The organism is Enterobacter cloacae complex sp., assembly GCF_900322725.1.
GTDB lineage: Bacteria > Pseudomonadota > Gammaproteobacteria > Enterobacterales > Enterobacteriaceae > Enterobacter > Enterobacter quasihormaechei.
In genome coordinates this window covers 3167333-3186405 of sequence record NZ_LT991957.1, presented here as the reverse complement: position 1 = coordinate 3186405, position 19073 = coordinate 3167333, and the positions used below count along the sequence as shown (strand labels likewise).

At 56.2% G+C, this 19073-nt stretch carries 21 protein-coding genes; 8 read left to right on the top strand and 13 right to left on the bottom strand.

Annotated elements, in window-relative coordinates; translation table 11 throughout:
- Positions 1–5: 5 nt before the first annotated feature.
- A complete protein-coding gene (locus DBR02_RS15745) occupies positions 6–497 on the bottom strand; it encodes a YajQ family cyclic di-GMP-binding protein (protein ID WP_022647233.1) in 492 nt (163 codons plus the stop codon).
- Positions 498–622: 125 nt separating this feature from the next.
- Between DBR02_RS15745 and panE the strand changes: the two genes are divergently transcribed.
- On the top strand, positions 623–1534 hold the full coding sequence (gene panE / locus DBR02_RS15740) for a 2-dehydropantoate 2-reductase (RefSeq protein ID WP_107534796.1): 912 nt from the start codon (positions 623–625) through the stop codon (positions 1532–1534).
- On the top strand, positions 1497–2087 hold the full coding sequence (gene yajL / locus DBR02_RS15735; protein ID WP_064910902.1) for a protein deglycase YajL: 591 nt from the start codon (positions 1497–1499) through the stop codon (positions 2085–2087). The genes panE and yajL overlap by 38 nt, the downstream gene beginning before the upstream one ends.
- A gap of 86 nt (positions 2088–2173) precedes the next feature.
- Here yajL and thiI read toward each other — a convergent pair whose 3' ends face one another.
- Entirely contained in the window at positions 2174–3622 is a 1449-nt protein-coding gene (thiI, locus tag DBR02_RS15730) for a tRNA uracil 4-sulfurtransferase ThiI (RefSeq protein WP_063869073.1), read from the bottom strand.
- A 178-nt stretch (positions 3623–3800) separates the two neighbouring features.
- Between thiI and xseB the strand changes: the two genes are divergently transcribed.
- The 4 genes from xseB (at position 3801) to DBR02_RS15710 (ending at position 7867) form a co-directional block, all read left to right on the top strand.
- Positions 3801–4043 (top strand): exodeoxyribonuclease VII small subunit, encoded by a 243-nt coding sequence (gene xseB / locus DBR02_RS15725; RefSeq protein ID WP_003859094.1) that lies wholly within the window; start codon positions 3801–3803, stop codon positions 4041–4043.
- Positions 4044–4943, top strand: coding sequence for a (2E,6E)-farnesyl diphosphate synthase (ispA, locus tag DBR02_RS15720; RefSeq protein WP_107534795.1), 900 nt, complete (start codon positions 4044–4046; stop codon positions 4941–4943).
- Positions 4944–4967: 24 nt separating this feature from the next.
- The gene (gene dxs / locus DBR02_RS15715; RefSeq protein ID WP_107534794.1) at positions 4968–6830 is read left to right on the top strand and encodes a 1-deoxy-D-xylulose-5-phosphate synthase; all 1863 of its coding nucleotides are present in this window, start codon (positions 4968–4970) and stop codon (positions 6828–6830) included.
- Between the two features lie 62 nt (positions 6831–6892).
- Complete coding sequence (locus DBR02_RS15710) at positions 6893–7867, top strand: aldo/keto reductase (RefSeq protein WP_063869079.1); 975 nt, start codon at positions 6893–6895, stop codon at positions 7865–7867.
- Positions 7868–7957: 90 nt separating this feature from the next.
- Here the strand turns inward: DBR02_RS15710 and thiL are convergent, their stop codons facing one another.
- The 5 genes from thiL to nrdR all read right to left on the bottom strand — a co-directional run bounded on the left by thiL (position 7958) and on the right by nrdR (position 11563).
- On the bottom strand, positions 7958–8929 hold the full coding sequence (gene thiL, locus DBR02_RS15705; protein WP_107534793.1) for a thiamine-phosphate kinase: 972 nt from the start codon (positions 8927–8929) through the stop codon (positions 7958–7960).
- A gap of 77 nt (positions 8930–9006) precedes the next feature.
- Positions 9007–9426, bottom strand: a complete 420-nt coding sequence (gene nusB, locus DBR02_RS15700) for a transcription antitermination factor NusB (RefSeq protein ID WP_006809908.1) — start codon at positions 9424–9426, stop codon at positions 9007–9009.
- A gap of 21 nt (positions 9427–9447) precedes the next feature.
- On the bottom strand, positions 9448–9918 hold the full coding sequence (gene ribH / locus DBR02_RS15695) for a 6,7-dimethyl-8-ribityllumazine synthase (protein ID WP_003859098.1): 471 nt from the start codon (positions 9916–9918) through the stop codon (positions 9448–9450).
- An 87-nt stretch (positions 9919–10005) separates the two neighbouring features.
- Entirely contained in the window at positions 10006–11109 is a 1104-nt protein-coding gene (gene ribD, locus DBR02_RS15690; RefSeq protein WP_107534792.1) for a bifunctional diaminohydroxyphosphoribosylaminopyrimidine deaminase/5-amino-6-(5-phosphoribosylamino)uracil reductase RibD, read from the bottom strand.
- 4 nt (positions 11110–11113) lie between these two features.
- Positions 11114–11563, bottom strand: a complete 450-nt coding sequence (gene nrdR, locus DBR02_RS15685) for a transcriptional regulator NrdR (RefSeq protein WP_003859099.1) — start codon at positions 11561–11563, stop codon at positions 11114–11116.
- 152 nt (positions 11564–11715) lie between these two features.
- On the opposite strand from nrdR, the gene DBR02_RS15680 reads away from it, so the two are divergent.
- Together DBR02_RS15680 and DBR02_RS15675 are read left to right on the top strand one after the other, a co-directional pair.
- On the top strand, positions 11716–12255 hold the full coding sequence (locus tag DBR02_RS15680; RefSeq protein WP_077221137.1) for a DUF3251 domain-containing protein: 540 nt from the start codon (positions 11716–11718) through the stop codon (positions 12253–12255).
- 268 nt (positions 12256–12523) lie between these two features.
- Complete coding sequence (locus DBR02_RS15675) at positions 12524–13408, top strand: nucleoside-specific channel-forming protein Tsx (RefSeq protein ID WP_063451799.1); 885 nt, start codon at positions 12524–12526, stop codon at positions 13406–13408.
- An 88-nt stretch (positions 13409–13496) separates the two neighbouring features.
- Here DBR02_RS15675 and DBR02_RS15670 read toward each other — a convergent pair whose 3' ends face one another.
- The 6 genes from DBR02_RS15670 to tgt all read right to left on the bottom strand — a co-directional run bounded on the left by DBR02_RS15670 (position 13497) and on the right by tgt (position 19035).
- Positions 13497–14177, bottom strand: coding sequence for a helix-turn-helix transcriptional regulator (locus tag DBR02_RS15670; RefSeq protein WP_107534791.1), 681 nt, complete (start codon positions 14175–14177; stop codon positions 13497–13499).
- Positions 14178–14187: 10 nt separating this feature from the next.
- Positions 14188–14553: a VOC family protein gene (locus DBR02_RS15665; RefSeq protein ID WP_107534790.1), complete on the bottom strand. Its 366-nt coding sequence runs from the start codon at positions 14551–14553 to the stop codon at positions 14188–14190.
- Between the two features lie 142 nt (positions 14554–14695).
- Positions 14696–15667, bottom strand: coding sequence for a protein translocase subunit SecF (gene secF, locus DBR02_RS15660; protein WP_003859105.1), 972 nt, complete (start codon positions 15665–15667; stop codon positions 14696–14698).
- A gap of 10 nt (positions 15668–15677) precedes the next feature.
- On the bottom strand, positions 15678–17525 hold the full coding sequence (gene secD, locus DBR02_RS15655) for a protein translocase subunit SecD (protein ID WP_003859106.1): 1848 nt from the start codon (positions 17523–17525) through the stop codon (positions 15678–15680).
- A gap of 27 nt (positions 17526–17552) precedes the next feature.
- A complete protein-coding gene (gene yajC, locus DBR02_RS15650) occupies positions 17553–17885 on the bottom strand; it encodes a preprotein translocase subunit YajC (RefSeq protein ID WP_003859109.1) in 333 nt (110 codons plus the stop codon).
- Between the two features lie 22 nt (positions 17886–17907).
- Entirely contained in the window at positions 17908–19035 is a 1128-nt protein-coding gene (tgt, locus tag DBR02_RS15645; protein WP_003859110.1) for a tRNA guanosine(34) transglycosylase Tgt, read from the bottom strand.
- Between the last annotated feature and the right edge of the window lie 38 nt (positions 19036–19073).

Sequence of the window (19073 nt, the reverse complement as noted above, 5' to 3'; positions counted from 1 at the left end):
TTGTCTTAATCGCGGAAGTTTTTAAACTGGAACGGTTGCCCCAAATCGCCGCCGCGCACCAGCGCCATGACGGACTGGAGATCGTCGCGAGATTTTCCGGTTACGCGAATTTCTTCGCCCTGGATCTGCGCCTGCACCTTCAGCTTACTGTCTTTAATCAGCTTCACGATTTTCTTCTGCACGGCACTTTCAATGCCCTGCTTCAGCTTCGCTTCCACAAACCAGGTTTTACCGCTATGAACGAAATCTTCCGGCACATCCAGTGAGGTCCCTTCGATGCCGCGCTTGAGCAGCTTGGCGCGCAGGATATCCAGCAGCTGATTGACCTGGAAATCAGACTCGCTCAGGACTTTGATCGTCTTGTTAGCGTCGTTCAGTTCAATCGTCGCCTCAACGCCGCGAAAATCGAAACGTGACTCAACCTCACGGATCGCGTTATCTACGCCGTTACGCGCTTCCTGCAAATCAACTTCAGAAACAATATCGAAAGATGGCATCTTTTCTTCTCCCTTCATTTTTGTTGCGTTGCATAATACCCGCAACGAGGCATAACGAGAAGCTTAGCTGATGCCGCTATACTTAGCGTCACAGCACCTGGCACCGTTGCAGGTGAGGAGGAACAATGAAAGTAACAGTGCTTGGATGCGGAGCCCTTGGCCAACTCTGGCTTACAGCGCTATGCAAACAGGGACACGACGTACAGGGCTGGCTGCGCATTCCTCAGCCCTATTGCAGTGTGAATGTGATGGGTACCGACGGTTCAATTTTTAACAAGTCTTTGACGGCAAACGATCCGGAATTTCTCGCCACCAGCGATCTGCTGCTGGTCACGCTGAAGGCCTGGCAGGTCTCCGATGCGGTGAAAAGCCTGGCCGCCCAGTTACCTGAAAGCACGCCAATCCTGCTGATCCACAACGGCATGGGTACCATTGAAGAGCTAAAAACTGTCCGGCAACCGCTGCTAATGGGGACAACCACCCACGCGGCACGTCGCGACGGTAGCGTCATTATTCACGTAGCCAGCGGTATCACCCATATCGGTCCTGCGCGTGAGCAGCCCGGCGATTACAGCTATCTTGCCGATACGTTGCAATGCACGCTGCCTGACGTCGCCTGGCACAATAACATTCGTGCGGAACTGTGGCGCAAGCTGGCGGTCAACTGCGCGATCAACCCCCTGACCGCCCTGCTGGACTGCCCTAACGGTGAACTGCGTCAGCATTCGGATCAGGTGGCGCTGATTTGCCGGGAAGTTGCCGACGTGATTGAGCGCGAAGGCTACCACACCTCAGAGACCGATTTACGTTATTATGTCGACCAGGTCATTGAGAGTACGGCAGAAAATATCTCTTCAATGTTGCAGGATGTCCGGGCGATGCGGCATACCGAAATTGATTACATTACCGGTTATCTGTTAAAACGCGCCCGGGCACACGGCATTACCGTTGCCGAAAACAGCCGTCTGTTTGAGTCAGTAAAACGAAAGGAGAGTGAGTATGAGCGCATCGGCACTGGTATGCCTCGCCCCTGGTAGCGAAGAGACAGAAGCGGTCACCGCCATTGATTTAATGGTGCGCGGCGGTATCAAAGTCACCACCGCCAGCGTCGCTAGCGACGGCGATCTGACGATCGTCTGTTCCCGTGGGGTGAAGATCCTGGCGGATGCACCGCTCGTACAGGTGGCGGACGGCGATTACGACATTATTGTCCTGCCGGGCGGCTTAAAAGGCGCGGAGTGTTTCCGCGACAGCCCGCTGCTGGTTGAAACCGTTCGTCAGTTTCATCTTTCCGGGCGTATCGTCGCGGCAATCTGTGCTGCCGCAGGCACGGTGCTGGTTCCACACGACATCTTCCCCATCGGCAATATGACCGGCTTCCCCGGCCTTAAGGACACCATTCCGCAAGAGCAGTGGGTGGATAAGCGCGTGGTCTGGGATCCGCGGGTTAACCTGCTCACCAGCCAGGGGCCGGGCACCGCCATTGATTTTGGCTTAAAGATTATTGACCTGCTGGTCGGGCGCGAGAAAGCGTACGAAGTGGCGTCATCGCTGGTGATGGCGGCGGGGATTTATAATTACTACGAGTAAAAAAGCCGGGTGGCGGCTACGCCTTACCCGGCCTACAAGTGCACGGTACCGTAGGCCCGGTAAGCGAAGCGCCACCGGGCAATAGGCTACGGGCGATACACCTTCACGTTCGCGAAGCCCTGCTCACGCAGGTACAGCGCCTGCAAACGGCTCATCACCCCGCGCTCACACCACAGCAGATACGTTTTGCTCTGGTCGAGATCGCCAAATTGGGTGCTCAGCTTGTAGAACGGCAGAGAAACCACGTCCACGCCTTCCACCTGCAACGGCTTGTCATCCTGCTCGTCAATCGAGCGGATATCCAGAATGGCATCGTTAGCGCCGAAGCCGCTGACGGTTTCCACCTCAACCACGTCCTGCTCGGTCTGCTGGGCAATCTCGCGGATATCAATGTTGGACGCTTCCGCCACCACTTTTTCCAGAATGCTGAAATCGAAGTTCTCTTCTTCCGCTTCGATCTTCGCCTTCACCGCCTTGATGGTTGGGCTTTTTGAGATCACACCGCAATATTCCGGCATGGTACGGGCAAAATCTTCAGTACCGATTTTGCGCGCCAGATCGATGATGTGCTCTTTATCGTGCGAGATCAGCGGACGCAGGATCAGCGTATCTGATACGTTGTCGATAAGACGCAGGTTGGTCAGCGTCTGGCTGGAGACCTGGCCCAGCGCTTCGCCGGTGACCAGCGCCTGCACGCCGTAGCGCTCGGCCACTTTGGACGCCGCGCGTACCATCATACGTTTGAGGATCACGCCCATCTGGCCGTCATCCACTTTTTCAAGGATTTCGCCCACTACCGGCTCAAAGTTGATCGCCACAAAACGCACACGGTGGGAGCTGCCGAAACGGTTCCACAGGTAATGCGCCACCTGACGGACGCCAATTTCATGCGCCGCGCCGCCCAGGTTGAAGAAGCAGTAGTGTACGCGGCAGCCGCGACGCATCAGCATATAGCTGGAGACGCCGGAGTCGAAGCCGCCGGAGATCAGCGACAGCACATCTTCCTGCGTGCCGATCGGGAAACCGCCAATACCTTCATAACGGCCCTTAACCAGCAGCAGACGATCGTTCTCGATCTCAAGGTTAACGGTGACGTCCGGGTTAGTCAGGCGCACGCGCGCCGTCTCAACGTGCTGGTTCAGACCGCCGCCGACGTAGCGCTCAACTTCAATCGAGCTAAACTCGTGCTTACCGCGACGCTTCACGCGTACGCAGAAGGTTTTGCCTTCGATCAGGTCGCGGTACTGTACCAGCGCCTTTTCGAAGATATCGTGCATATCGCTGAACGGAACGTCTTCCACTTCCAGAATATGATGAATACCTGGAATACGGGTCAGCGCGTCGCGAATATCAAGACGTTTGCTTTCGTCTTTCGCGCGGACTTCAACGTGGTCCCAGTGACGCACCACGGCGAGCGTTTCGTCGTAGTGTTTTAAAACGTTACGAATGTTCCCGGTGAGAATTTTAATAAAGCGCAAACGCACAGATTGGCTTTTGATGGTGATTTCAGGGAACAATTTAATGATAAACTTCATGGCGGCAATGTTTCTTAGGCAAGCTTATAAAGGCTTGTAGTGGAAAATGATACAGCAGCCCACACCCGTGGCTGCATCCAGGCGCGCAAGTATACCACCATCGCGCCACTCGCGTTATTTGATAATTGCCCCGAGTCCGTTACCATGTTGGGGCGAAGAATATAAGAGTTAATTCACTATGCCGAAGAAGAACGACGCACCGGCCAGTTTTGAAACTGCGCTGAGTGAGCTTGAGCAGATTGTTACCCGCCTCGAGAGCGGCGATTTACCGCTGGAAGATGCCCTCAACGAATTTGAACGCGGTGTGCAGCTTGCGCGCCAGGGGCAGGTAAAGCTCCAGCAGGCCGAGCAGCGTGTGCAGATCCTGCTTTCCGACAGCGAAGACGCTAAAACCACGCCATTCACACCGGACGCCGAGTAAATGGATTTTTCCAACGCGCTTCTGGCGCGCGTCGTTCGCGCCAACGACGCCCTGCGCCGTTTTATTGAGCCGCAGCCTTTTCAGAACACTCCACTGGTTGAAGCCATGCACTATGGCGCACTCTTAGGAGGTAAACGCCTGCGTCCGTTCCTCGTGTATGCCACGGGCAACATGTTTGGCATCAGCGATAACACGCTGGACGCCCCGGCAGCCGCCGTGGAGTGCATTCACGCCTATTCGCTGATCCACGACGATCTCCCGGCGATGGACGATGACGATCTGCGTCGCGGTCAGCCGACCTGCCACATTAAGTTCGGCGAAGCGAATGCCATTCTGGCGGGCGATGCTCTGCAAACCCTGGCGTTCTCAATTCTGAGCGATGCGCCGATGGTTGAGGTAAGCGATCGCGATCGTCTGGCGATGGTGTCCGAGCTGGCGATGGCCAGCGGCGTCGCCGGCATGTGCGGCGGCCAGGCGCTGGATTTAGAAGCTGAAGGTCGTCAGGTGACGCTGGAACAGCTGGAGCGCATCCACCGTCACAAAACGGGCGCACTGATTCGGGCAGCCGTTCGCCTGGGCGCGCTGAGCGCGGGTGAACGCGGGCGCAAAGCCCTGCCGATTCTGGACAGATACGCAGAAAGTATCGGTCTGGCATTCCAGGTTCAGGATGACATTCTGGATGTGGTGGGCGATACTGCAACATTGGGAAAACGTCAGGGTGCGGATCAGCAGCTTGGCAAAAGTACCTACCCCGCCCTGCTGGGCCTTGAGCATGCCCAACGTAAAGCCCGGGATCTGATAGACGATGCCCGCCGGTCGCTGAATGAGCTGGCCGCGCAATCGCTGGATACCTCGGCACTGGAAGCGCTAGCGGACTACATAATCCAGCGTGATAAATAAACTATATATCTCGATGAGCCTTTGATGAGTTTTGATATTGCCAAATACCCGACACTGGCGTTAGTTGACTCCACTCAGGAGTTACGTCTGTTGCCGAAAGAGAGTCTGCCGAAGCTGTGTGACGAGCTGCGTCGCTACCTGCTCGACAGCGTTAGCCGCTCCAGCGGCCACTTCGCCTCCGGGCTTGGCACGGTTGAGCTGACCGTGGCGTTGCATTACGTCTATAACACGCCGTTCGATCAGCTGATCTGGGATGTGGGCCACCAGGCCTATCCGCACAAAATTCTGACCGGACGTCGCGATCAAATTGGCACCATTCGCCAGAAAGGTGGCCTGCATCCGTTCCCGTGGCGCGGCGAGAGCGAGTTTGACGTGTTAAGCGTCGGCCACTCATCGACATCCATTTCCGCGGGCATCGGGATTGCCGTTGCCGCCGAAAAAGAGAATAAACAACGCCGTACCGTCTGCGTCATTGGCGACGGGGCGATCACCGCTGGGATGGCTTTTGAAGCCATGAACCACGCGGGCGATATCAAGCCGGACATGCTGGTTATCCTCAACGATAACGAAATGTCGATCTCCGAAAACGTCGGCGCGCTGAATAACCATCTGGCGCAGCTGCTTTCCGGCAAGCTTTACTCCTCCCTGCGGGAAGGCGGGAAAAAAGTCTTCTCCGGCGTGCCGCCGATCAAAGAGCTGCTCAAGCGTACCGAAGAACACATCAAAGGCATGGTCGTGCCGGGCACGCTGTTCGAAGAGCTGGGCTTTAACTATATCGGCCCGGTGGACGGGCACGATGTGCTGGGTCTGGTGACCACGCTGAAAAACATGCGCGATCTGAAAGGCCCACAGTTCCTGCACATCATGACCAAAAAAGGGCGTGGCTACGAACCGGCGGAAAAAGATCCGATCACCTTCCACGCGGTGCCTAAATTTGACCATACCAGCGGCTGCCTGCCGAAAAGCAGCGGCGGAATGCCGAGCTACTCAAAAATCTTTGGCGACTGGCTGTGCGAAACGGCGGCAAAAGATAACAAGCTGATGGCGGTCACGCCTGCCATGCGTGAAGGCTCCGGTATGGTCGAGTTCTCCAAAAAATATCCGGACCAGTATTTCGACGTCGCCATCGCCGAGCAGCACGCGGTTACCTTCGCGGCAGGGCTGGCGATTGGCGGCTACAAGCCGGTGGTGGCGATTTACTCCACCTTCCTGCAACGCGCCTACGATCAGGTGATCCATGACGTTGCCATCCAGAAGCTGCCGGTGCTGTTTGCTATCGACCGCGCGGGCATCGTGGGGGCCGACGGCCAGACGCACCAGGGGGCGTTTGATCTCTCCTTCCTGCGCTGCATCCCGGACATGGTCATCATGACGCCAAGCGACGAAAACGAGTGTCGTCAGATGCTGTATACCGGCTACCACTATCAGGACGGCCCCTGCGCGGTACGTTATCCGCGCGGCAATGCCCTTGGCGTTGAACTTCAGCCGCTGGAAAAGCTGGACATCGGTAAAGGTCTGGTGAAACGTCGCGGCGAAAAAGTGGCGATACTGAACTTTGGTACGCTGATGCCGGAAGCGGCAAAAGTCGCTGAAACCCTGAACGCGACGCTGGTGGATATGCGCTTTGTGAAGCCGCTCGATGAATCTCTGATTCTGAGCATGGCGGAAAGCCATGACGTGCTGGTAACGCTGGAAGAGAACGCCATCATGGGTGGCGCGGGTAGCGGCGTTAACGAAGTGCTGATGGCGAACCGTAAATGGGTTCCGGTGCTGAATCTCGGCCTGCCGGACCACTTTATCCCGCAAGGTACTCAGGACGAGGCGCGTGCCGACATCGGCCTGGACGCCACCGGTATCGAAGCCAGAATCCGCAGCTGGCTGACCTGATCCCTCCCCTTTTCTGCTCCTGCTATGCTTAAACGTATTGTTTAAACAGCAGGAGCGGAACCATGCAATACACGACATTAGGAAAAACGGACCTCAGGGTGTCCCGGCTTTGCCTGGGCTGCATGACCTTTGGCGAGCCTGACCGGGGAAATCACGCCTGGACGCTGCCGGAAGAGAGCAGCCGCCCCATCATCAAGCGCGCCATAGACGGCGGCATCAACTTCTTCGATACCGCCAACAGCTACTCTGACGGCAGCAGCGAAGAGATTGTGGGCCGCGCCCTGCGTGATTTTGCCCGTCGGGATGAGATTGTGGTCGCCACCAAGGTTTACTACCCGTCAGGCGATCTGACTGAAGGCCTTTCTCGCGCGCAGATCCTCCGTTCCATCGATGACAGCCTCAGACGCCTGAACATGGATTACGTCGACCTGCTGCAAATCCACCGCTGGGATTACAACACGCCGATTGAAGAGACGCTTGAAGCGCTGAACGATGTCGTAAAAGCGGGTAAAGCGCGCTATATCGGCGCGTCGTCCATGCACGCGTCGCAGTTTGCTCAGGCGCTCGATCTCCAGGCGCAGCACGGCTGGGCGCGCTTTGTCACTATGCAGGATCACTACAACCTGATTTACCGGGAAGAAGAACGCGAGATGCTGCCGCTCTGCGACCAGGAAGGCGTGGCGGTGATCCCGTGGAGCCCGCTGGCGCGCGGACGCTTAACCCGTCCGTGGGGAGAAACCACGGCGCGGCTGGTATCGGATGAAGTGGGTAAAAATCTGTACGACAGCACGGAAGCCAGCGATGCGCTGATTGCCGAACGTTTAGCCGGGATCGCCGACGATATCGGCGCAACGCGCGCACAAGTGGCGCTGGCGTGGCTGCTGGGCAAGCGGGGTGTCGCCGCACCGATTATTGGTACATCGCGGGAAGAACAGCTGGACGAGTTGTTAAGCGCGGTGGATTTATCGCTGACGCCGGAGCAGGTTGCCGAGCTGGAGACGCCGTATCAGCAGCATCCGGTGGTGGGGTTTAAGTAAACACTTGCCGGGTGGCGCTGCGCCTACCCGGCCTACAAATAGAGTGCGATCGTAGGCCGGGTAAGGCGAAGCCGCCACCCGGCAAAACACTCACCCAAAATGATCGTACCCTTTCCAGTCAAGCGTAACCGGGGCACCATCACGGACAAACAGTAGTCCTTCGCTCTCCGGCATCACCTGCCCAATGCAGGTAAATTTCGCTCCCAGATGCGCTAACGCCACGTCCAGCGTCCCGCGGTTCAGTTCGGGAACGGTAAAGCACAGCTCATAATCTTCCCCACCGGATAACGCCCAGCGCAGCGCCTGTTCAGGCTCGGCATGGCGACGCAGCGGCTCTGACAGCGGGAACAGATCAAGATCGATACGGGCGCCCACGCCGCTGGCTTTCAGGATATGACCAAGATCGGAGATCAGCCCGTCAGACAGGTCGATAGCCGAACTGGCCCGCTCGCGCAGCGCCTGACCGTGCAGAATACGCGGCGTTGGCCGCAGGTGACGCTTCACCAGGTACGCCGCATCGTCCGCATCTTCAACCGCTAAACGGTTCTGAAGGATCGCCAGACCTGCCGCGCTATCTCCCGGCGTACCGGTCACGTAGATCCAGTCTCCCGGTTTTGCGCCCGAGCGCTTGAGCGCGCGCCCGGCAGGCACATAACCGTGAATGGCCAGGGTCATCGATAGCGGACCCGCAGTGGTGTCACCGCCAATCAGCTGCATATCGTAATAGTTCAGCTGTTCAAACAGCGCATCGCTGAACGCTTCAAGCCAGGCTTCATCCACCTCCGGCAGGGTCAGGGCCAGCGTCAGCCAGGCCGGGTCGGCGCCCATTGCCGCCAGATCGCTGACGTTGACCGCCAGCGCCTTATACGCCAGGTCAGCAGGATCGATATCGGGCAGGAAGTGACGCCCACATACTAAGGTGTCGGTGCTGATTGCCAGCGTCTGTTTTTCGGGAACATTGAGAAGTGCACAGTCATCGCCAATGCCGGTTTCAACATCAAGACGAGAGGTTCTGACACGGTCGAAATAACGGGCAATCAGGGAGAATTCGCCGCATGCCATACGTTATGCCTCAGCAAATAAAATAAAAAACCGGAGCCGCACTGCCGTTTCGGCAATGCAGGACTCCGGTTTGCGGATCACTTTTTGTGGGGACGGATCGCAGGTGCGGCTTTATCAAGTACGCCGTTTACAAACTTGTGGCTGTCTTCAGCACCGAAGGTTTTCGCCAGTTCGATCGCTTCGTTGATGGCCACTTTGTACGGCACATCGTCACGTTTAGACAGCTCAAACAGCGCGATACGCAACACTGCTTTTTCCACCTGGCCCAGCTCTTCGAGCAGACGGGACAGGTATGGCTTCATCAGGCCATCGAGATACGCGCTATTAGTCGCCACTCCCGACAGCAGTTCACGGAAGTACAGAACGTCAACGTCTTTCACGTCCTGTTCTGACAGGAACTGGTATTCAACATCAGCGATGTCGTTCTGGGACAACTGCCAGGAGTAAAGTGCCTGGACGGCACATTCACGGGCGCGGCGACGAGCAGCAGGTTTCACGGAATTCCCCTTACAAAAAAATCAGGCCTTAATGGCTTTCAATACATTGATCATTTCAAGCGCGGTCAGTGCAGCTTCTGCACCTTTATTACCGGCTTTGGTGCCAGCACGTTCGATGGCTTGTTCAATACTTTCGGTGGTCAATACGCCGAACGCGACAGGAATTTCAGCATCCTGCGCAACGTGCGCCAGACCGTTGCTTGCACCGCCCGCAACGTATTCGAAGTGCGCAGTGCCGCCACGAATAACGGTACCCAGCGCAATCACCGCGTCGTATTTACCGGTTTTCGCCAGCGCGCCCGCCGCCAGTGGCAGTTCATAAGCGCCTGGAACCCAAACAACGGTAATGTTGTCATCTTTAACCTGGCCGATACGTTTCAGGGCGTCAACCGCACCTTCCAGCAGGCTATCGTTGATGAAGTTGTTGAAACGCGCAATGGTGATGGCGACGCGAGCGTCCGGGGTAGCTACAGCAGCTTCAATAATGTTCATACTCTTCCTTTACGGGTTCATTTGGCCCCGCAGGGGGGCGGATTTTATCATAATACTTTGCGCACTGCTTCCCTATTTCGGGAGCAATTACGCTGTCGTTAAATGGAGGCAGACATCCGGACCCACCGGACGAATCTCGCTGAATGTGAGTTGCGGCGCATCGGCCAGTTTTTCAAGGCCGGGCAGCACAAACAGGCCGCGGGCGTCGTTACCTAACAGTTTAGGCGCAACATAAACGAGAAGCTCATCCACCAGCCCCGCCTGGAGCAGCGCGCCGGCGAGCGTCGGCCCGGCTTCGACCCAGATGCTGTTGACCTGCTGTTTGCCGAGCAACATCATCAGCACCACGAGATCCAGATGTCCGTTATGCTCCGGCACCATAATGCTGCGCACGCCTTCCGGCCACTCGCGCGTATCTTCCTTCGTGCGCGCAATCCAGGTTTCACCCGGCTGCTGCACGATGCGGTGCTCCGGCGTCACGCGGTTCTGGCTATCAATAATAATGCGCAGCGGCTGGCGCAGGTTCTCCTGCGGGTAGAGCGCCTGGGTATCCGCATTCAGCTCATCCCAGCGCACGGTCATCGCCGGATCGTCAGCCAGCACCGTTTCACTGCTGGTGAGAATAGCATGGCTTTGCGCGCGCAGACGTTGCACATCGCGCCTTGCCTGCGGGGACGTGATCCACTGGCTCTCGCCGTTGGCCATCGCCGTGCGGCCATCCAGTGAGGCACCCAGCTTAAGCTGAATAAACGGGAAGCCGGTGCGCATGCGTTTCAGGAAGCCTTTGTTGATGGCTTCCGCATCCTGCATCATCAGGCCGTGGCTGACGTCGATCCCTTCCTGTTGCAGACGATAAAGGCCGCGGCCCGCCACCTGCGGGTTAGGATCCTGCATAGCGGCGACCACGCGCGAAACCCCTGCCGCAATCAGCGCTTCACAGCACGGCGGCGTGCGCCCGTGGTGGCTGCATGGCTCCAGCGTCACGTAGGCCGTCGCGCCTCGCGCTTTCTCCCCCGCCATACGCAAGGCATGCACTTCAGCATGTGGCTCGCCTGCGCGGTAGTGAAAACCTTCCCCCACAATCTCGCCATCTTTAACAATGACGCACCCGACGTTGGGGTTAGGGTGAGTGGTAAACCGACCGCGCTGCGCCAGCTTCATGGCTCGCGCCATGTACATCTCGTCGTGCATGGGCTTAATCCTGTAAGCGGGCGATCTCTTCGCCAAACTCTTTGATGTCTTCAAAGCTGCGGTAAACGGAGGCGAAGCGAATGTAGGCGACTTTATCGAGCTTTTTCAGCTGTTCCATCACCAGATTACCAATCATTTTGCTCGGCACTTCGCGCTCGCCTAACCCGCGCAGATAAGATTTAATGTGGTTTAACGCCATTTCGACGTCATCGGAGCTGACGGGCCGTTTTTCCAGCGCCTTTAGCATCCCGCTGCGCAGTTTTTCTTCATTGAACGGTTCGCGCACATCGTTACTTTTTACCACGCGCGGCATGACCAGCTCTGCCACCTCGAAGGTGGTAAAACGCTCGTTGCACACCAGACACTGCCGGCGACGGCGCACGGAAGACCCTTCGCCTACAAGACGTGAGTCGATGACTTTGGTATCCACGGCGGAGCAAAATGGGCAATGCATACGATGTCCCTGTTATCTGGTTAACTGATTTCTATTTTACCCTGAACTGGCCCGACAACAAAGGAAGAGCTTTTTGAGACAAAGGATCTATGCCTGGCGGCACTATCCTGTCTACCATTGCAGCACTCTGTGATTTCAAGGAATTAAACGCAATGACAAGACGTTACCTGAAAATCGTGCTGGTGGGGAGCCTGTTCACGCTCAGCGCCTGCGCACAGCAAAGTGAAGTCCGCGAGATGAAACAAAGCGTGAATACGCTCAACGTGGCGATGAACAAACTTAACCAGGAAACCGTGAAGATCACCCAGCAGAACGCGCTGAATGCCAAATCCAGCAATGGCGTTTATCTGTTGCCAGGGGCTAATACGCCTGCCCGACTCAACAGCCAGATTGGCATGTTAAAAATGTCTCTGGTGAATGTTGCTGCCAATGCGGATGGTACGCGCGCAACATTGCGTATCCAGGGTGAGTCCAACGATCCGCTTCCGGCCTTTACCGGCACCGTCGAGTGGGGACAGATCCAGGGCACTACCGAGAACTATCAGGAAGTGAACGTGAAGAACCAGCTTTTCACCGCCCCCGCCAGCACGCTGGCACCAAGCGACGTGGACATCCCGGTTCAGCTGAGCGGCCTGACGCCGGAACAGTTAGGCTTTATCCGCATTCACGACATTCAACCCGCCGCGCAATAACCTCCCCTTCTAGCGGAGTGAAATGTCACTCCGCTAACATTTACATTTCGTATGGATTGGCAACATAAATGATTGCCGCTACAATCCTGCCCGTCTAAAGTACGCAAACGTGAACGCAATCGATTACGTATGTGAGAGATATGTGAAACACCACATATTTTTGTGAGCAAGGATTCCTATAATAGGCTCCGCAGAAACACGAAATATTTAGAAACGCAATTCGCGCATTTTTCACTCCCGGAAGGGAATTTCAATCAGTGGCATGATTATGAAAAAAACATTACTCGCAGCCGGTGCAGTTCTGGCACTCTCCTCCTCTTTCACGGCTAACGCTGCGGAGAATACCAAGCCAGAATATGTTTCTGACTGGTGGCATCAGAGCGTTAACGTTGTGGGCAGTTACCACACCCGTTTCGGACCGCAGATCCGTAACGATACCTACCTTGAGTACGAAGCGTTCGCTAAAAAAGACTGGTTTGATTTCTACGGCTACATGGATGCACCGGTCTTCTTCGGTGGTAACACCGACGCGAAAGGTATCTGGAACCATGGTTCCCCTCTGTTCATGGAGATCGAGCCGCGCTTCTCCATCGACAAGCTGACCGGCACCAGCCTGGCGTTTGGTCCGTTCAAAGAGTGGTATTTCGCAAACAACTACATCTACGACATGGGCCGCAACAAGTCCGGTCGTCAGAGCACCTGGTATATGGGTCTGGGCACCGACATTGAGACTGGCCTGCCAATGAGCCTGTCCATGAACGTGTATGCAAAATACCAGTGGCAGAACTACGGTGCCGCGAACGAAAACGAATGGGACGGCTACCGTTTCAAAGTGAAATACTTTGTGCCAATCACCCAGCTGTGGGGCGGTAACCTGAGCTACATCGGCTTCACCAACTTTGACTGGGGTTCAGACCTGGGCGACAACGACTTCCGTGATCTGAACGGCAAGAAGGCGCGCACCAATGACTCCATCGCCTCCAGCCACATCCTGGCGCTGAACTACGATCACTGGCACTACTCTGTTGTTGCGCGTTACTGGCACAACGGTGGTCAGTGGAACGACGACGCCAGCCTGAACTTCGGCAACGGCGACTTCAGCGTGCGTTCTACCGGTTGGGGTGGTTACCTGGTGGTGGGTTACAACTTCTAATCAGTGCGGATTCCGCCCGGTGGCGCTACGCTTACCGGGCCTACGATCCGAATATAGGCCGGGTAAGGCGTAGCCGCCACCCGGCTTTTTACTGCCTCACCTTGCGTAAAAAATCTGCCAATGACCTGCCCGCACTTTCGCTAAACCGCCTCTCCGTCTGAACAATATTGAGGCATCGGTCGAGCCGGAAACAGCGATAGTCATCGCGCCGTTCACACCACGCCGCCAGCAGCCAGCGCTCTCCCCAGAAGAACAAGCCCAGCGGCTGAACCTCGCGCTTTGAGAGCTGCCCAGCCTCATCACGATAATGCAGTGCCAGCACGCGCTGTGCGGAAATCGCCTGATGGATCACGTCGAAACCACTACGGGAATGTGGCTGAAGGGCAATATCCGGCGCGTAAATCCGCGTCTGCTCAGCTTTGCGGCGGCTCTCTTCTGACAGGATCGCCAGCACTTTTTCCTGGGCCGACTCCAGCTCGCGCGACAGCGATTCCCCGCCCCAGGTTTTGAGCAGGCGAATCGCCACCATCAGCGCCTCGGACTCTTTGTTGGTCAGCATCAGCGGGAGTAAATCAAAACCCGACATCAGCCGATATCCGCTTCCCGCCTCGCCTTCCACCGGCACGCCGGAAAGCGACAGGTCGCGGATATCGCGGTACACCGTGCGCTCGGACACGCCAAGCCTTTCCGCCAGATGCGCTGCCGTTGTCAGACGTCTGCCCCGAAGGATCTGCACAATCTGGAACAAACGGTCAGCGCGTCGGGTCATCGGTTTACTCTCATACCGGTTGATGGAGGCCGACGCGATTACCTTCGCTGTCGGCAAACAGGGCTATAGTGCCAATGCCTTGCGGCAGTTCCAGCGGGCCAAACACGCACTCACCGCCCGCAGAAGCAATACGATCGAGCGTGGCCGCCAGATTGGCAGTATGCAGGTAAATAATAGCGCCCTGCGAAGACGGTGTAACGCCGTCAAATTTCGCCAGCGCGCCGCCGGTGGCCGGATCCTCGTGCGGGAAAATCGCCAGATCAGCCACGTCCATCTTCTCGCGCCGCAGCGCGACCTGCATCACCGACTCATAAAATTTGATGGCGCGATCCATATTGGCGACCGGAATTTCAAACCAGTTAATAACACTTTTCATACGTCCTCCTGCCTGTTGTTAGGGTTGAGAAGGAGTCTACGACAGGGCTCCTGACAGCATACTGTCAGGAGTGTTTGTGAGATGCAGACAAAAAAAATCCCGGCCAACAGGCCGGGATTTCGATGCCGCGTAAGACGTTCGCTTACGGCAGAATAGACGGCTGATCCGCCCCTTCTTTCTCGACTTTCTGCTGGATCAGATGCTCGCGCTTCATGCCCAGCTTCAGCGCCAGCGCGGACGCCACGTAGATAGACGAGGCCGTACCGATAGACACACCGATCAGCATGGTCAGCGAGAAGCCTTCCAGCACCGGGCCACCGAACAGGAACAGCATCAGGATCACCATCAGGGTGGTACCGGAGGTGATCAACGTACGGTGCAGCGTCTGGGTCAACGACACGTTAAAGATTTCGTACGGCGTACCGCGACGGATCTTACGGAAGTTTTCACGAATACGGTCAGATACCACGATACTGTCGTTCAGTGAGTAACCGATAACGGACATCAGGGATGCCACAATTGTCAGGTCAATCTCAATGTGGAACAGAGACAGTATGCCCATGGTGATCACCACGTCGTGCGCCAGGGCGATAACCACGCCTGCCGCCAGTCGCCACTCAAAGCGGAAACCGACGTAAATCAGGATTGAGATCAGCGCCACCAGCAGCGCCATCGCACCGGTCTGCGCCAGGTCTGCACCGACGCTCGGGCCGACGAACTCAATACGCTTAACCGTCGCGTCCTGGCTGGTCGTTTCGTTAATAACCTGAACGACCTTGCTGCCCAGCTCCTGGCTGCCGTTGGCATCGTGTACCGGAGGCATACGCACCATGATGTCGCGGCTGCTGCCAAAGTTCTGTAGCAGCGGCTCTTCAAAGCCCGCCTTTTGCAGAGACTCACGCATCTGGTCCATATCGACCGGTTTTTCCAGGGTAATTTCGATCACCGTACCACCGGTGAAGTCCAGACCCCAGTTAAAGCCTTTCACGCCCATAATGACGATGGACAAAATCAGCAGAAAACCTGAAATGCCGAAGGCCCAGTAGTCCCAGCGCATAAAGTCCCAGACTTTACGGCCGTGGTTCAATTGTTCAACAGTATATTCCTGTGCCACAACGCACTCCTCAGATAGACAGCTTTTTGACGCGCTTGCCGCCGTACAGCAGGTTCACGATGGCACGGGTGCCGACAATAGCGGTAAACATCGACGTTGCGACACCGATACCGGTAGTAATCGCAAAGCCTTTGATCGCGCCAGTACCCACTGCATACAGGATAAGAACCTTAATCAGTGTTGTTACGTTCGCATCGAAGATGGAGCTGAACGCCCCTTTGTAGCCTTCTTCAATCGCCTGCTGTACAGAACGACCGTTGCTCAGCTCTTCTTTGATACGTTCGTTTATCAGTACGTTGGCGTCGACCGCCACCGCAAGGGTCAGGACGATACCCGCGATACCCGGCATGGTTAGCGTCGCCCCCGGCAGCAGGGACATGATGCCGATGATCAGCACCAGGTTAGCAATCAGCGCAGACGTCGCAATCAGGCCGAACTTCTTGTAGAAGAAGATCATGAAGATGATGGACACCGCCAGGCCGGCCAGACACGCTTCCAGACCCTGTTTGATGTTCTGCATACCCAGGGTTGGACCGATGGTACGTTCTTCAACAATCTGAATTGGCGCAATCAGCGCACCGGCACGCAGCAGCAGAGAGAGCTGACGCGCTTCGTTCGGGTTGCTGATACCGGTGATACGGAAGCTGTTACCCAGACGAGACTGGATGTTGGCGATGTTAATCACCTCTTCCTCTTTCACCAGCACCGCACGGCCGTTGGCGTCTTTCTTACCGCTGTCTTTGTACTCCACGAACAGGGTCGCCATCGGCTTGCCGATGTTGTCCTTGGTGAAGTTAGACATGATGTTGCCACCTGCGCTATCAAGCGAGATATTCACCTGCGGCTGGTTGTACTCATCCTGGCTTGAAGTGGAGTCGGTGATATGGTCACCGGTCAGGATCACGCGTTTGTACAGCACAACCGGCTGGCCTTCGCGGGTCTGTTTCACTTCGGAATCGCCCGGGACACGGCCTGAGGCCGCAGCAGCCTGATCGACGTTGGAATTCACCAGACGGAACTCCAGGGTCGCTGTCGCACCCAGAATCTCTTTCGCACGTGCGGTATCCTGGATACCCGGCAGCTCAACCACGATACGGTCAGCACCCTGACGCTGTACCAGTGGCTCAGCCACGCCCAGCTGGTTTACACGGTTACGCAGAATGTTGATGTTCTGCTGAACGGCGTATTCACGGGCTTCACTCAGACGCGCGTCGGTCATGACCGCACGCAGCTGGTTGCTGCCCTGAGAGGTGATCACCAGATCGCGGTGACGCTGAGACAGATAAGTCACAGCCTGATCGCGTGCCGCGCTGTCGCGGAACGTGATGCTCATACCGTAGTTATCTTCTTTGCGTACGGTGGTGTACGGAATGCCCTTATCGCGCAGATCGCTGCGCAGGCTGTCGATATTCTGTTCCTGTAGCTTGCCGAGCGCGGTATCCATATCCACTTCCATCAGGAAGTGAACACCACCACGCAGGTCAAGACCCAGTTTCATTGGCTCTGCGTTCAGCGCAGCCAGCCAGCGCGGGGTTGCAGGAGCAAGGTTAAGCGCCACGACGTATTTATCACCCAGCACGCCCATCAGCGCTTCACGTGCGCGGAGCTGCGTGTCGGTGGTGTCGAAGCGAGCAAGAATTGCGCCCTCTTCCAGTGCCACAGACTTAGCGGTAATTTTTTCTTCTTGTAACGTTTTCTGGACCTGGATCAGCGTTTGCTCACTGGCGGCGACACCGCGCGCGCCAGTGATTTGAACGGCCGGATCCTCACCATACAGGTTGGGAAGCGCGTACAGCAGGCCGACGATAATCACGACGACCAGCATGATGTACTTCCACAAAGGATAACGGTTTAACACGGCAGTTCCCTTTGGGAAAAGTTGGGATTACAGCGCCTTCATGGTGCCTTTCGGCAGAACGGCAGCTACGAAGTCACGTTTGATAACCACTTCAGTGGTGTCGTTGAGGGCGATAGCAATGTAGCCGTTTTCCGCTACTTTGGTAACGCGACCTACCAGGCCACCATTGGTCAGGACTTCATCGCCTTTCGCGATGGAGTTCATCAGGTTTTTGTGCTCTTTAGTACGCTTCTGCTGTGGACGCAGGATCATGAAGTAGAAGATCAGACCGAACACAACCAGCATCAGAATCAGAGACATCGGGCTGCCCTGCGCTGGTGCGCCCGTTGCTGCTACCGCATCAGAAATAAAAAAGCTCATTCAAATTCCCTCATTATTAAAATTAATCAACGTTCAACGGTGGAACATCCCGCCCCTGACGTTGGTAGAAATCGGTCACGAAGCTCTCTAATTTACCCTCTTCGATAGCCTTACGTAAACCAGCCATTAAGCGCTGATAATAACGAAGATTATGAATGGTATTGAGACGCGCGCCCAAAATCTCGTTGCAACGATCGAGATGATGCAGATACGCGCGAGAATAATTGCGACAGGTATAGCAATCGCACTCGGAATCGAGCGGGCTGGTGTCACTCTTATGCTTCGCGTTACGGATTTTCACCACGCCATCGGTAACGAACAGATGACCGTTACGTGCGTTTCGGGTAGGCATCACGCAGTCGAACATATCAATGCCGCGACGTACGCCTTCCACCAGATCTTCTGGCTTACCCACCCCCATCAGGTATCGTGGTTTATCCGCCGGGATTTGCGGGCAGACATGCTCCAGAATGCGGTGCATATCTTCCTTCGGCTCACCCACAGCCAAACCGCCGACAGCGTAGCCATCAAAGCCTATCTCTACCAGACCTTTAACGGAGATATCGCGTAAATCTTCGTAAACGCTGCCCTGAATAATGCCGAACAGCGCATTTTTGTTTTGCAGGGAATCGAAACGGTCACGGCTACGCTTCGCCCAGCGCAGGGACATCTCCATGGAGCGTTTCGCATAGTCCCAGTCCGCCGGGTATGGCGTACATTCGTCGAAGATCATCACGATATCGGAGCCGAGATCGTACTGAATCTCCATCGATTTTTCCGGATCGAGGAAGATTGGATCGCCGTTGATCGGGTTACGGAAGTGTACGCCCTGCTCGGTGATCTTGCGGATATCGCCCAGGCTGAAGACCTGGAAACCGCCGGAGTCGGTCAGGATCGGGCCTTTCCACTGCATGAAATCGTGCAGATCGCCGTGGAGCTTCATGATCTCCTGGCCCGGACGCAGCCACAGGTGGAAGGTGTTGCCGAGGATAATCTGTGCGCCCGTGGCTTCAACTTCTTCCGGCGTCATCCCTTTTACGGTGCCGTAGGTGCCAACAGGCATAAACGCGGGGGTTTCCACCACGCCGCGATCAAACACCAGGCGACCGCGACGCGCGCGACCGTCGGTGGTATCGAGTTCAAATTTCATTTTTTCTCCGACGTCAGAAAAACAGTCCAACGTTGTCA